Source organism: Paenibacillus sp. SRL342 (assembly GCF_984798905.1).
The window spans coordinates 3,668,992-3,683,631 of sequence record NZ_OZ481790.1; the positions used below are offsets into that span (position 1 = coordinate 3,668,992).

Annotated in this window: 10 protein-coding genes; 8 read left to right on the forward strand and 2 right to left on the reverse strand. The window is 42.6% G+C overall.

What is annotated here, in order from left to right:
- Nucleotides 1-4: 4 nt before the first annotated feature.
- On the reverse strand, nt 5-1,714 hold the full coding sequence (locus AC4E8D_RS16115; RefSeq protein WP_083669649.1) for a sensor histidine kinase: 1,710 nt from the start codon (nt 1,712-1,714) through the stop codon (nt 5-7).
- Between the two features lie 146 nt (nt 1,715-1,860).
- Here AC4E8D_RS16115 and AC4E8D_RS16120 point away from each other — a divergent pair, with 146 nt between their 5' ends.
- From AC4E8D_RS16120 to AC4E8D_RS16130, 3 genes are read left to right on the forward strand one after another with little or no spacing between them, the layout of a single operon-like run.
- Nucleotides 1,861-2,811, forward strand: a complete 951-nt coding sequence (locus AC4E8D_RS16120; protein WP_017688355.1) for an ABC transporter permease — start codon at nt 1,861-1,863, stop codon at nt 2,809-2,811.
- A 15-nt stretch (nt 2,812-2,826) separates the two neighbouring features.
- Nucleotides 2,827-3,705, forward strand: a complete 879-nt coding sequence (locus AC4E8D_RS16125) for a carbohydrate ABC transporter permease (protein ID WP_221821204.1) — start codon at nt 2,827-2,829, stop codon at nt 3,703-3,705.
- Nucleotides 3,706-3,748: 43 nt separating this feature from the next.
- The gene (locus AC4E8D_RS16130) at nt 3,749-8,206 is read left to right on the forward strand and encodes a carbohydrate binding domain-containing protein (RefSeq protein ID WP_490204933.1); all 4,458 of its coding nucleotides are present in this window, start codon (nt 3,749-3,751) and stop codon (nt 8,204-8,206) included.
- 121 nt (nt 8,207-8,327) lie between these two features.
- On the opposite strand, the gene AC4E8D_RS16135 is transcribed toward AC4E8D_RS16130, so the two are convergent.
- Nucleotides 8,328-9,179 carry an aldo/keto reductase gene (locus AC4E8D_RS16135; protein ID WP_490204934.1) on the reverse strand — a complete coding sequence of 284 codons (852 nt, stop codon included), beginning with the start codon at nt 9,177-9,179 and terminating at the stop codon, nt 8,328-8,330.
- A 181-nt stretch (nt 9,180-9,360) separates the two neighbouring features.
- On the opposite strand from AC4E8D_RS16135, the gene AC4E8D_RS16140 reads away from it, so the two are divergent.
- From AC4E8D_RS16140 to AC4E8D_RS16160, 5 genes are all read left to right on the forward strand, one after another.
- Nucleotides 9,361-9,489, forward strand: a complete 129-nt coding sequence (locus AC4E8D_RS16140) for a DUF6254 family protein (protein WP_219845137.1) — start codon at nt 9,361-9,363, stop codon at nt 9,487-9,489.
- A 365-nt stretch (nt 9,490-9,854) separates the two neighbouring features.
- The gene (locus tag AC4E8D_RS16145; protein ID WP_433753859.1) at nt 9,855-11,153 is read left to right on the forward strand and encodes an NCS2 family permease; all 1,299 of its coding nucleotides are present in this window, start codon (nt 9,855-9,857) and stop codon (nt 11,151-11,153) included.
- 144 nt (nt 11,154-11,297) lie between these two features.
- Nucleotides 11,298-11,843 (forward strand): RNA polymerase sigma factor, encoded by a 546-nt coding sequence (locus tag AC4E8D_RS16150; RefSeq protein ID WP_490204935.1) that lies wholly within the window; start codon nt 11,298-11,300, stop codon nt 11,841-11,843.
- Nucleotides 11,818-13,464: a DUF4179 domain-containing protein gene (locus AC4E8D_RS16155; RefSeq protein ID WP_490204936.1), complete on the forward strand. Its 1,647-nt coding sequence runs from the start codon at nt 11,818-11,820 to the stop codon at nt 13,462-13,464. The genes AC4E8D_RS16150 and AC4E8D_RS16155 overlap by 26 nt, the downstream gene beginning before the upstream one ends.
- Nucleotides 13,465-13,628: 164 nt before the next feature.
- Nucleotides 13,629-14,606 carry an alpha/beta hydrolase gene (locus AC4E8D_RS16160; RefSeq protein WP_490204937.1) on the forward strand — a complete coding sequence of 326 codons (978 nt, stop codon included), beginning with the start codon at nt 13,629-13,631 and terminating at the stop codon, nt 14,604-14,606.
- Nucleotides 14,607-14,640: the final 34 nt, after the last annotated feature.

Sequence of the window (14,640 nt, forward strand, 5' to 3'; positions counted from 1 at the left end):
TCACCTACTTGTCTGTATTGTCGTGCCACGTGATGTTAACTTTAATCCCACCCATTGAAGAATGATCATAAGATAGTCCAGATCCTTCACCGTACAGAAAAGACAAACGCTGATGGACATTCCATGTACCACATCCCATATTCTCATCCAGCGGTTTAAGAAGATTATCTCTCAGATGATCAAGTTGTTTCTCAGACATGCCTAGCCCGCTGTCCTCCACGATAATCGTGTATACATCATCCTCGCAGTCCGCATAAATTTTAATCTCACCATCCACCGATTTGGGCTCCAGACCATGAATAATAGCGTTCTCAATAATAGGCTGGAGGGTTAGTCTGGGAACTGTTTTATCTAAAATATCATGGGGCACGTCGATTGTAAAATGCATTCGTTCCAGACGAAGTGACTGGATTTCCAAATAGTTTTTGACCATTGTCAGCTCTTCACGAAGCGTGGCTTGATCCTTTTCGGACCTGGTTATGTATCGGTAATACTCCCCCAGATTCAGTGCCATGGCTACCACGGCCTTCTCATTTTTCATTCGGGCCATGTTCTTGATATAGAACAGACAGTTATATAAAAAATGCGGATTAATCTGCGATTGCAACTGTTTGAGCGTGGCTTCCCGACTTCTTAATTTCTCCTCATATACATTCTCGATTAATTCTTGAATTCGTTGAGCCATGATGTTGAAACGTGCAAATAACAGGCTGAACTCATTGCGTGCAGAATGATGAAGCCGAACGGAAAAGTCCCCGGTGGACAGGCGATTCGTCCCTTTCACCAACTGTAAAAGTGGAAGCTGCACACTTCGGTAGAGTGTATATAATACAACAACGCTCATCACGATCAGAACGGCAATTGAAGCGTAAAAAAGATTCCGGCTGCTCGTAATCGGTTTCAAAATTTGCTGCATAGGCACATAGTCAACATAATACCAGCCGAGGCTCTTGGATTGAATGTAGGAGACGTAATATTCCGTTTTGTTCAACGTTGTACTGAATCCACCGCTGGCCTGCAGTTTTGCTTCTTTCAGGGAAGGGAGGATTGCGTTCAAGGTTTCCTTTCCAGAACTATTGCTGATTAATCCATAATCGGGATGGAACATGAACGGGTCACCTTTATTATTTAACTTGTTTTGATTAAGAAGTGCAGTTAAGTGATGAACTGGAAAACTGATTTTGGTAATCAATCTGGCTTTGCCAGGTCTCGCCATCGCTGTCGTTGGATCGGTAGTGTACCAGATAAACTGATTGTCGGCATAGGTCCAGGATTGCGAGAGAGGCTCCTTAAATTCATCATCCCTGTACGGAATGTAAGCATAATAATCCGTTGATATCACTTTTTGCATCCTTGGGAAGTATAGTGTGATGGTCGAATGCCATTTGCTTGCTGCGTTGTACAGATTCATTTTCTCCAGAATGGCGCTTCCAACTTTCACACGTTCATAGGGAATGTCCTTGTAGTCGGGACGTTGATATTCCTGAATACTCGAATCTTGCCCAATAGACATCCCATACAATGACAGTTGGTAAATATTGGATTCTACTGAATCAGCAAATGTCGAGAGATGATTCATCGTATTGTTCTGAATCTCGTGTTCGATAACACGCACGCTTTCCCGGTTCGAGTATGTATAGAGAAACAGCACCAGAATAAGCAGCATCACAAACAACAGTGTAATTTTGGTAAAGACATTCAAGCGTGTGAACAAAGTCCAACCTCCTTAATCTTATTAAAATATTGATATCGTTGTTGCAATATTAGGATATAGATCACAAATTTCCATTGCTATAATTTTAATATACAAGTTCACGATGACTTGTAAAATACAAAATTTAGAACATGGGGGATGCAGGAGTGAAGGAACACACGTTAGAAACGCCGCATAAACGGCGCTCCACCAGGGTTAAACAGCGCTGGAATATGCAACGGAACTGGACCTTGCATATGATGCTCATTCCAGCTGTATTGCTGGCACTGGTGTTTCAGTACATACCGATGGGTGGCATTGTAATTGCTTTTCAGGATTTCAAACCATACTTGGGATTTTCTGAATCCAAATGGGTGGGTTGGGACAATTTCCGATATTTATTCTTATATCCGGACGTAGGCCAGGTGATCTGGAATACGCTGGTCATTGCATTTTTCAAAATCATCGCAGGACTGTTCGCTCCATTCCTGTTTGCCATTTTGCTCAATGAAGTGCGCTTGACGGCATTCAAGAGAGTAAGTCAAACGCTTGTGTATCTACCGCATTTCCTATCATGGGTTATTCTCGGTGGTATTCTGCTCGATATCCTGTCTCCTCAGGGCGGCATGGTCAACCAGCTTGTCGTAGCCTTTGGAGGAGAACCGATCTTCTTCCTGGGAGACGGTACATGGTTCCGAATAACGCTGATCCTCAGTGATGTGTGGAAAGAATTTGGTTTTGGTACGATCGTATTTCTGGCTTCTCTCTCAGGAATTAATCCTGCACTCTACGAGGCTGCCGAGGTGGATGGGGCCAACCGATTTAAACAGACGCTGCACATTACGATTCCGGCATTAATGCCGATTACAATCGTACTGATGACACTCTCTATCGGCAACATCTTGAACGCCGGTTTTGATCAGGTGTTCAACTTGTACAATCCACTTGTGTATGACAAAGGCGACATCATTGACACCTTTGTATATCGACTCGGGATTCTGAACGGGAAGATGAGTTTTGCCACAGCAGTAGGGTTGTTCAAATCTGTGGTTGCTACCATTTTGATTGTTATATCTTACAGAATGGCTTACAAACTAGCTAATTATCGAGTTTTCTAGAGAGGAGAAAAGGGCTTGTATTATAAAACAAAAGGATACCGCATATTCAGCATCGCTAACTATACTTTTCTTGGGATATTATCGATACTCTGCATTTTACCAATTATTCATATATTGGCTGTTTCATTCAGCAGTATGGCGCCAGCATCATCAAACCTGGTTACCTTCTGGCCCATCGGGTTCACAACCGACGCATATGTGAAAACATTCGGGAATTCAAACTTCATCAACTCCTTGATCGTATCACTTAAACGGACTGTAATTGCGACGATCATTGGTATAGTCATCATGCTCTTAACCGCATTTCCGTTGTCGAAGGAAGATATCAGTTTTAAAGGTCGCTCCTTATATACGTGGTTTTTCGTATTTACCATTTTGTTCAGCGGCGGTTTGATTCCAAGTTACATTCTGATCCAGAAGCTTGGCTTGATGAATACAATCTGGGCACTTATTCTGCCTGGCGCACTGTCCGTGTGGAACGTTATTCTCATGATGAACTTCTTCCGCGGACTGCCCAAAGAACTTGAGGAAGCAGCTTATTTGGATGGAGCAGGTCATATCAAAACGTTGATTCTGGTCTACGTACCACTGTCGCTTCCAGCTATCGCAACCTTGTCCTTATTTACGATGGTGTATCAGTGGAACTCCTGGTTCGACGGCATGATCTATATGTCTGATATTAAAAATTATCCACTTGCTTCTCTGCTACAAACTATTATCGTTCAGCAAGATCTCAGCAAAATCAACGTCGATCCTTCCATGTTGGAGAATATCTCGCAGCGAACTGTACGCGCAGCACAGATCTTTATCGGCGCGCTTCCGATCCTGATGGTATACCCGTTTTTACAACGTTTCTTCGTTAAGGGGATCGTTATTGGGGCAGTCAAGGAATAGGCTATGCAAATGCAAGGATAACTGAGCTGAGGGAGGAAGAAGGATGAGAAAAGGACTGGCCTATATGATGGCATGGAGTTTAATGGCTTCTCTCGTTTATCCAGCAACTGCTGGAGCAGAAAGTGTACAGGGTCAAGCGGAGGTGGGAAATGTGCAGGCGAAAAGCCTGCACTTCTCTGTTCCCTATACAGACCTGACCGGGCATTGGTCACAATCTGCAGTTACACGTTTGCAAGACTTGAATCTATTGAAAGGTTATACGGACGGTACATTCAAGCCCAGTCAGGTCATTAGCCGAGCTGAATTCGTGATGATTCTGGATCGGGCCTTTGGTTTCACCGGTAATGCAGCGACTGGCCCATATGTGGATATGACTTCAGACGATTGGTACTATGACGTCATGGTACGAGCGAATGGTTCTGACATCATCGAAGGAACAGACCGTGAACATCTGTCACCACAACAACCGATTACACGTCAAGATGCAGCGGTTATGGTAGATCGAGCTTTTCAACTTTCAGCGGCTACCAATGAAGATAGTGAACAATTGAAATTTCAGGATGCAGATGAGATCTCTGGTTATGCAAAGAAAGCGCTTACCTATCTGGTGGACGAAAATATTCTTAAAGGTTTCCAAGGCAAATTAAATCCCAAAGCCCCGATTACACGAGCGGAGACGGCAACAATGTTGTCGGCGATGATTGCAGATGTGAAAAGTGCTCCTGGTATATATGAGTCCCGAGTGGATGGCAACTTGATTATTAATTCAACGGATGTCACGTTAAAAAATATGATTGTTAATGGAAATCTGCTGCTGGCCGAAGGCATTGGCGAGGGATCTGTTGTTCTTCAGGGCGTAACGGTTACAGGAAGTGTCATTATTAAAGGCGGAGGCAGCCATTCCATCAACATTAACAACTCCAAGCTAAATCGAGTAGTCGTTGACAAACGTGGGGAACCCGTCAGAATCTCTATTACGGAAGAAAGTAACATTCAGGAGATGCATGTAAAGCAGAAATCCATTCTGGAGATCTCTTCAAACAGCCTGATTGATTCCATGAATATTCATGCAGAAGCGAGTCAGACTCGAATGGATACCAAAGGTACGATCCAAAAATTGAGTGTAGATGCCGATGATGTTGTGATCAACGGAGAGAAAGTAAAACAAGGATTGCGCACATCCATGGTGGATGAAGCCCAACAACCTGCTTCATCGCAGCCTGGTGGTTCAACAAATGTGACAAGTACACCCACACCATCTTCTCCAGACGGGCAATCACCGTCTACACCATCAACACCAAGCAATCCGGCTGGCGAAAAACCGGTTCCAGCAACAACAATTCCGCATGATCAATGGGAGCTGGTCTGGAATGATGAGTTTAACGGGCCTTCGATTGATTCTTCCAAATGGACCGTGCAGGATACAGGACTCGTTTATAACAATGAAATGCAATATTACAGCCCTGATAACACTCGCATTACAAAAGATCAGAATCGAAGCGTGCTGCAGATTGAAGCAAAAAAGGGTCCGAAAAACGGTAAAGATTACAGCTCTGGCAAACTGATCTCCATGGGAAAAGGCGACTGGACCTACGGTAAAGTAGTTGTACGTGCAAAGCTTCCTATAGAAAAAGGCATGTGGCCTGCCATATGGATGATGCCAACCGATGAAGCGCATTATGGAGGATGGCCTGCCTCTGGAGAAATCGATATTATGGAGCTAATTGGCGGCAAAGAGAGTAATAACAAGGTATATAGTACATTGCATTATGACAGTGTGAAGCCTGACGGTTCCCATGGACATGATCAGGGAAGCCTTACTCTTCCGAAGGGAGAAACTTTCGCTGACGATTATCATGATTTCCAGGTGGAATGGTTGCCGGGTATGATTCGTTTCTATGTGGATGGAAAGCTGCATCATGAGGTGACCAACTGGCAAACGAAGGCTGCGGGCCAACCCGAGTATTATACGTTCCCTGCACCATTTGATCGTCCATTCTATCTAATTCTCAATTTGGCAGTTGGAGGAGACTGGCCGGGCTCACCTGAAAGCAACTTCACTTCCGAAAAGATGAATGTTGATTTTGTGCGAGTATATTCTTACAAAAATCTAGACACATGGCCTGATGTAACAACAAATCCCATCGAGCCTGCGCAACAGCGTGACCCACAAGCCGATGGCAATCAAATCTACAATGATCGTTTTTCGGAAGGGTCTGCAGACAATGGAGTGCCTCTGCAGTGGAAATTCATCACAAATGCTGATGGAGCTGGCAGTGTCAAAGTTGTAACGGATGAGCAGAAAGGGAAAGCAGCAGAAGTTACCATTGATGCATCGGGTACTGAAAACTACTCGGTTCAACTCACTCAGATGCCGATGTACATTAAGAAAAACAAAAAGTACAAAATACAGTTTGATGCGAAGGCATCTGCTGACCGTACAATCATGTCCAAAGTGAACCAATTCGAAAAAAGCTGGACCAATTATTCGGGCGATAACACCTTTGCACTCACGACAGATTGGCAATCATATGACTATACCTTCAATATGCGGGATGGCACGGATAACAATGCCAGATTCGAATTTAATCTGGGGCTGGATGATACAACCGTTTGGTTTGCCAATGTCAGACTGATCGAGGTGGGTGAGGCTGATCCGTTAACTGTCGAACGAAACGCGCTACCTGATGGCAACTTTATTTACAATGGCACATTCGATCAAGGCAAGGAGCGTCTGGGATTCTGGTCAAGCAACATTCAGGACAGTGCGGCAGCCAATATAAGTGTAAATAACTTTTCGAAATTCCCGATTATGGAGCGTCAGCTGGTTGTTGATGTTACTCAAACGAATAATGACCCACAACAAGTTTCGGTAAACCAACCGGATTTGAAGTTGGAAGCGAATACAACGTATGGGTTCTCCTTAGATGCCAAGGCAGATACAACGCGAAGCATCGATATTGATGTTGTCAGCAGTACTGGGCATACAGTACAGGTTCATCAAGGACAAAACCTCTCCTTGAACCAAGAGATGAAAACATTTACTGGAGAAATCATTATTGGAGATGGAGCATCAATCGCACAATCCGAGCTAAGACTGTTATTTGGCAGTTCTAAAGGTAAGGTATACGTGGACAACGTTCGTTTGACGAAACGCGGAAAACCTCTGTCAGTGAATGGCTACGCACATGTTCCTGCTACCGAAGCCTGGATGATGCAGGGCTTGCAACTCGAGGACTCCGTAGAAGGAGGAAAACATGTCAGCTACATGGATCAAGGAGATCTGCTGCAATATAAAATCGATGTAGCTCACGACGGAGTTTATGTTCTGTCTGCCCGAATGGCCAGTGGAAAAAGTGATTCCAAGGTTCAGTTCAGCATTCAGGATGAACAAGGGACAACCGTTGCACAATCAGACCTGAGTCTCGGAGACACGGGTGGATGGCAAGCCTATAAAACGGTGTATTTTCCAGGGGTCAACTTGACAGCAGGCAAACCCTATTATGTGAATTTTGAAGGAGCAGATTATAATACACGTTGGGTGGATATTTCACAAAACAAAATTCAGAACAGTGAGCTAACAGCTGATCTGAATCAGTGGGAGCTAATTCCTAATGATCTGACAGCCTCACATGACGAGGGCGCAGGATTAACGATTAAATTGCCTGGTACAAGTGAACATTGGTGGGATGCTTTGTTACAACAAGGTCAGGTCAAACTTGATGCAAACAAAACGTACCGACTTACCTTCGAGGCATCTGCTTCAAGTCCTAAATCCATGCAAGCTGTTCTTTCTCAGAATGCAGGGGATTTTGTGAAGTATTTTGAAGAAGAAGTGGAATTAACCGCGGATCAAAAGTCGTATACTTATACCTTCACCATGGGAGATACCTCCGATTCGGCAGCCATGCTTGCATTTGGATTAGGATATCCGCTATCTACAGGTGAACACTCGATTCACATCAAAAACGTTCAATTATATGAAGTTAATCCAAATGCAGATCAAGGAGGGCAGCCAGCTCATGTTAATCTTATCCCCAATGGCGACTTCTCCAAAGGTGAGGAAGGTTGGTTTACCCACGCGGATGGTAATGCAGCGGACCTTGAGATGCAAGTTAACAATCAACAGCTTCAAGCCAAAATTGGTGATGCAGGACAGCATCCATGGGATCGTCAAGTCATCAATGAAGGATTTGGCATACAGCAAGGTTTTAAATATAAATTAACGTTTAAAGCCAAAGCGGAGAAGTCCAGAAAATTGGGTTTGGGAGTTGGATGGGTCGATGCCGCTGCCAACTATGAATGGCATGGGTTCTTTGGGACACGAGTTGATTTGACTCCAGAAGAACAGGAGTTCACGTTTACATTTGATGCAACAGAAGACAGCTATGCGAATACTCGAATTTCATTTGATCTGGGTAACATTGATGGTGAGCAAGATGGCAACACAACCGTCTCATTATCCGAGGTCAGCTTGATTAATCTGGGTCCTGCCAATTAACTTCTGAATTCTCTATATATTGAGGCACAATAAATGAAAAATCCGATTCCGTGATGCCGGAATCGGATTTTTTGATCTCTCCGTGAAGAGAAAGGACTAGATTGTTATTGGATAGATAGGATTAAATATCTAGTTTGCGAGTACTAATCCATTTCACCATTTCAGGATCGTTATGGGAGAAAAATAAGCTCTGTTGGGTATCTAGCGCAGTAATCGACTCAATATCTGCTTGGCTTAATTCAAAATCAAAAATATTGAAGTTCTCAATAATTCTTTCTTTACGAACCGATTTTGGAATAACCACGACTTCACGTTGGGTCAACCAACGCAAAACCACTTGAGCAACCGATTTGTTGTACTTTTCACCTATAGATAGTAACACCTCATTTTGGAACAAGTCATTTTTCCCTTCAGCAAAAGGTGCCCAAGACTCGATCTGAACATTATTTTCTTTCATGAATTGTCCAGTTAAGATCTGCTGGTTGAAGGGATGTGTTTCGACCTGGTTTACAGCAGGGGTTACTTCGTTTTGCAGAATCAAATCGATCAGACGATCCGGCTGGAAGTTACTCACTCCGATTGCACGTACTTTTCCTTCACGATACAACTCCTCCATTGCATGCCAAGAGCCATGTACGTCTCCAAAAGGTTGATGAATTAAATATAAATCCAAATAGTCCAATTGCAATCGTTCCAAAGATTTTTCAAATGCTTGTTTGGTACGTTCATAACCCGTATCCTGAACCCAAAGTTTCGTCGTGACAAATAATTCTTCTCTGGCCACGCCACTACGTTTGATCGCTCTGCCCACGGCTTCCTCGTTTAGATAAGAGGCAGCAGTGTCAATGAGACGATACCCAGCTGATATGGCATCCATAACACTTTGTTCACATTCGTTTGCATCTGCAATCTGAAACACACCAAAGCCTAGAACAGGCATCTCAACACCATTATTTAAAATTACTTTTTGCATATATTAACCTCCAGTTGTGGCATGTCTATATTATTGCATTCCTGCTCTAAAAACCGATATCTAATTTGTCTTATATGCTTGCCTAATTCTCTTATTACCTATGCATGCAGAATAAAGTTGTCCAGAAATGACATCATAAAGAAGTAGTATACATCTCAGTTTCCAGAGGAGGATATCTTGTATGGCTGACCAGAAGAAACGCAAAGAAGCTGCCTGGAAGTCACGTAAGCAAGAACAGCATCCCCATGGCAAAATCAAATCGCTTAAAGAATTATCCAGCGAATATGAAGAGAAACCTACTACGAATTAAGCAAAAGACTGTCAGTGAATATTGCTGGCAGTCTTTCTTCATACATTGCAGACATTGAGCCATACGTCGATATACTCTATTGTAAAAACGAATGAACACAAGATATAACGTCTGTATAGTTCGTAAATAACTGTGAACAAATCGTTAATTCATTGACATTGCATGTCATTTTAATTAGAATACGAAATGGACTTCAGGTTGAAAACAGATATGAGTATCTTTATGTTTAGTTTAGAGCTTAGCTGTTGAATCTTTAAATCCTAACAACGAATATAGGAGCGACAATATTACAATCCTATATGAAGATTAGGATTTTTTGTTTTTAGCTTTGGAGTATAATTTGAAAGTTGGAGGCTGGCTTTACCATGGACAAATGGTTCAAACTTAAAGAACGAGGCACGAGCATCCCCACAGAAATTATCGCAGGGGTTACAACATTTTTCACAATGGTATACATAGTTATCGTAAACCCAGGAATCCTCAGCAGCACAGGCATGGACTTTAATGGAGTATTCATAGCAACGGTACTGGCAAGTATTGTAGGAACTCTGATTATGGGAATATGGTCCAATTATCCAATCGTCATCGCGCCGGGTATGGGCCTGAATGCATTCTTTGCCTATAGCGTAGTTGCCGGATATGGCGTGTCTTGGCAGGTTGCACTGGGAGCCGTGTTTATAGCAGGGATTTTGTTTATTATTTTATCACTGACTTCATTCCGTTACATGTTGCTTGATGCAATTCCTGCTAGCTTAAAACATGCCATAACCGCAGGGATCGGATTGTTTATTACAACGGTAGGTTTGCAAAATGCCGGGATTATTGCCGATTCAGAATCGAATTTGATTACGATCGGAAACTTGGCTGAGCCAATGGCTTATCTGACTATTATCGGATTGATTATTACCGTTGTGCTGATGGCTTATAATGTGAAAGGTTATCTGTTCATCGGAATGGTGGTAACAGCGATACTTGCCTGGATCATGGGACTATTCCAAATGCCGGAATCGATTGTATCCATGCCGCAAGGTCTTACTTCAACGGCTTTGCAACTGGATCTGGCAGGTGTATTCTCGAATGGTTTGTATACGATCATATTTACGTTCCTGCTGATCACACTGTTTGATACGACAGGCACGATGCTCGGCGTTGCTGAACAAGCAGGATTGCTTAAGGATGGTAAATTTCCACGCTCGCGTGGCGCATTATTGGCAGATGCCGTAGGAACAACCAGTGGCGCTTTGCTCGGAACAAGCCCAACATCAGCTTATATCGAGTCCAGCACAGGGGTAGCCGCAGGAGGAAGAACGGGACTGACAGCGGTAACGGTAAGTGTGCTGCTTGCGCTGACCTTGTTCTTCACACCGATCGTAAGTGTAATATCAAGCATTCCGGCGATCACTTCTCCGGCACTGATCATTGTTGGATACTTTATGATTAACGTTATCAGCAAAATCAAATGGGATGATCTCGAAGAAGCATTTCCTGCCTTCCTGATTATCATCCTTACTCCATTGACGCATAGTATTGCGACAGGCATCGGCGTAGGTTTTATCTTTTATCCGGTACTCAAGCTGCTTCGTGGAAAAGGTAAAGATGTTCATCCAATCTTCTACATTTTTGCGGTATTGTTCTTCATTCAGCTTGTGTTTCTGGACCACTAAAACTGTCTAATCCTAAGGAGAACTGCTTGTGTAATGGCAGTTCTCCTTTTTTTGTATCAAAAAAACGCTTACTCAAAGAAAAAGTGAATAAATTCCGACACTACTTTGTCTATATTATATCCCAACAAGAAAGGAGTGCCGGAAGTGACCGAGCATGAACTATTCCATACGTACAACAAAGACGTATATCGCACATGTCTGTATATGCTCAAAAACGTGCAGGATGCAGAAGATGTATGCCATGATGTTTTTGTTGTCGTGTTCCGCCAAGACTGGAGAAATGTGTCGCATCTAAGGACCTGGATCATGCGTATAGTCATGAACCAATGTCTGAACATTATTAGAAGAAACAAAGTTAAGGGCGAGAAGCAAAACAAAATGCAGTTGCTGCATAAACAAGAAGTGTTATCTAATGATCCGGTTGACACTACTGTTATGGCTAAGCTTTCCTTTGCTGAACTCGAGCAGCAGCTCCAGAAATTGCCGGACAAGCTTCTTAGTGTTGTGACTCTCCGATATATTGGTGATCTTTCCGTAGCTGAGATTGCAGAGACTTTAAACATTAGACAAGGGACAGTGCGAACGAGATTATACAAAGCTCTAAAGCTAATGCGAAAAAAAATTGAATTCTACGAAAAAGTTAACATGAGAGGAGATAACACTTATGAAGTCAGTAGAATACAAGGTTAAAAATCATTTGACTCATTCAGAACAGGTGGAGTATCCAGACTTTGAAAAGATGTTCAATAGCATTCAAACGGGAGAATTGCAAGTAGTTAATGAAGTTCATAACAGACCCCAAAGGCAGAAAACGAAGGCAGCTGTTGTCCTGGGTATTTCCTTAGCCGTCATGGCCACTCCTGTATACGCAGCCTTACAATATGATTGGAGCGATGTCTTGTCCAATAAATCAGGGATTGAGTCGGCCCTTAAAGCTGGTTATGGCCAGCTCATTGAACAAAGCGTAACAGCCCACGGAGTTACCTTAACGGTGCATAATGCATTTGTGGATGACAACCGGACCGTTTTACTATACACAGTCAAGCCAGAATTGGAAACTGAGAAACAAGAAATCAGATATAATCAAATGCTCTTAAAAGACAGTAATGGGCAACCTATTGAAGGGCACTATTATCAGAAATGGAATGCTGCACAAGGCGTTTATCAGGGATATTTTGAGACAGACTGGGTTATGCAAGAGAAACAATCAGATCTTCAGTTCTCCATTTCTGATGTTCTTTACTTAGAAGACCTTGAGCAAGAGATTCGTCTTGATCCTAAAGATTCAAGTACGCAGCAGTTTAATATACAAAAGAATGGGATCGACAAAATAGAAGTACAGTCACTCAAATATGCTAAAGGCGAAATCATGATTAATTCTAAGGTTACCTTCTCTGATTCAGAGGCGAAGGAACAATCTTGGGCTGGCATCAGAGCTTATGATACTCAACAAGAGGTTATTAAAGAAACGGAGAATCCTGAGTATGGCATGGAGGGAGTATCCGGTGACTATTTCAGCAGACAAATGTATAACGAGCAGCAGTTCAAAGAGGGGGATCGCTTCACCTTCACATATACTCATGAAAAACAACGGACAGAAGGCACATGGAACCTGAATTTACTCTTATCTCGTCAAGAAATGGAAACGGGCACCTTTAAGAAAGAACTGAATATTCCAATACATTCTTTAGCTGATGCGGCAAGTATAAGTGGCATGGTAGTAACACCAACACAAATTCGCTTAACGATCGATCATGATGAAGAATATTTCAGATTGCCGTACCGGACTTATCAACTTGAAGTGGACGGCAAGGTCATGGATGGCTTGATATCGCTTGATGGAACAATGAATGCAAATCAAACAGAATTGCGCTTTGAACAATCCAATTTTCTTATGGATGTTAAGTCATTAGTAGACAAACCAATGACTTTAATCGCAAAGAAAAGGGTAGATGAACATGCAGGTAGTCGTGCATCCATTCATTTAACTGATATATCCACTGAACCGAAAACTATTGCGAGCGATTACGAAGGTTTTCCTATCATCTGGACCTATTATATCAAGGACGATAATCTGTACGTAGAGTCAGAAAGCCCGGATAATACATTTGGAGGGCTTAACCAAACCTACTTCCTTGAAGGAGAAGAAAAACATTACTTAGTACCCCACTTTTTCTCAGAGTTAGGGAACAAACATATGGACGTGTATAAAGATTTTAAGAAATCAGATTTAGAGCTATACGTTTGGAACTATACAACCAGGTCACAGGAGAAGGAACTCCGAGTATCACTTACTGGAAAATCGTTATGAAATCATGAAATGTGTTATGTACAGTAGTCTATGCGCCTCAACATAATTTTTGCTTGTTCATACTCCGTTCATATTCCCGTCACGAAGGGGACATCTTCGATGGTTACACTAGACCTATGTCGCAAGAGCGGCTCTACAGATATAATGGACAGGAGAAGATGGATATGGCAGAAACAGTGGAAGCAACAACAACGGGGACTAAGGGCCGTAAAAAACGGAACTTATGGTTGAAAATAATAGGTGGTATTGTCGGCGCGCTGGTGCTGTTCATGGGCATCACGTTTGTCGTTCATACGATAAGTAATGGGGCCGAGAAAAAGAAAATCGAATCGTACGGCCAATATGTCAATGTTGATGGGAAGAATATGAATGTATCCATTCAAGGCAGCGGCGAACAAACCATCGTGCTACTTCCCGGACAAGGAACACCGTCACCAGTGCTTGATTTCAAATTGTTAATCGATGAATTGAAGCCTGATTACAAAGTTGTGGCGATTGAGCCTTTCGGTTATGGATTAAGCGACCAGACCGAAAAGGAGAGAACCACCGAGAATATTGTTAGTGAAATTCATGAAGCTGTACAGCAGCTCGGTATAGATCGTTATATTCTGATGGGGCATTCCATCACGGGACTGTACGCGGCGACTTATGTGAACACGTATCCGGATGAAGTCTCTGCTTTTGTCGGGATCGATAGCAGTGTTCCGAATCAACCTGGCATGGATGTTAAATTACCTTTGAACTTAATGAAATTCCTTCAAAAATCAGGCTTAATGAGAGTACTCAATAAAGTGAGTGGTGATTCATATGCATCACTTGACTATGATGAACATACCAAAGAACAGATGAAGTTGATTTCGAATCAAGTCTCGACAAATCCGACATTAGTAGATGAGCTGAAACACCTGGGTTCCAATTTCAAAAATGGAGAAAAACTCACGTATCCTCGTGATCTGCCAGTGCTTCTCTTTGTTCTTTCCAATAACGAGAAAAACCCGCAGTGGATTCCGCTGCATGAGGAGCAAGTGAAACAATCCGCGCAAGGAAAAATGATTCCAATGGAAGGTTCACATTACCTGCATCATACGAAATACAAAGAAATCGCCGAGGAATTCAAATCTTACATGAAACAAATCCAATAAGATGATCGATCATTGAACAGCGGTGTTGCAATAG

Coding starts and splice junctions, on each gene's coding strand:
- AC4E8D_RS16130 (WP_490204933.1), top strand. CDS start 3,749: ATGAGAAAAGGACTGGCCTATATGATGGCATGGAGTTTAATGGCTTCT.
- AC4E8D_RS16135 (WP_490204934.1), bottom strand. CDS start 9,179: ATGCAAAAAGTAATTTTAAATAATGGTGTTGAGATGCCTGTTCTAGGC.
- AC4E8D_RS16140 (WP_219845137.1), top strand. CDS start 9,361: ATGGCTGACCAGAAGAAACGCAAAGAAGCTGCCTGGAAGTCACGTAAG.
- AC4E8D_RS16145 (WP_433753859.1), top strand. CDS start 9,855: ATGGACAAATGGTTCAAACTTAAAGAACGAGGCACGAGCATCCCCACA.
- AC4E8D_RS16155 (WP_490204936.1), top strand. CDS start 11,818: ATGAAGTCAGTAGAATACAAGGTTAAAAATCATTTGACTCATTCAGAA.
- AC4E8D_RS16160 (WP_490204937.1), top strand. CDS start 13,629: ATGGCAGAAACAGTGGAAGCAACAACAACGGGGACTAAGGGCCGTAAA.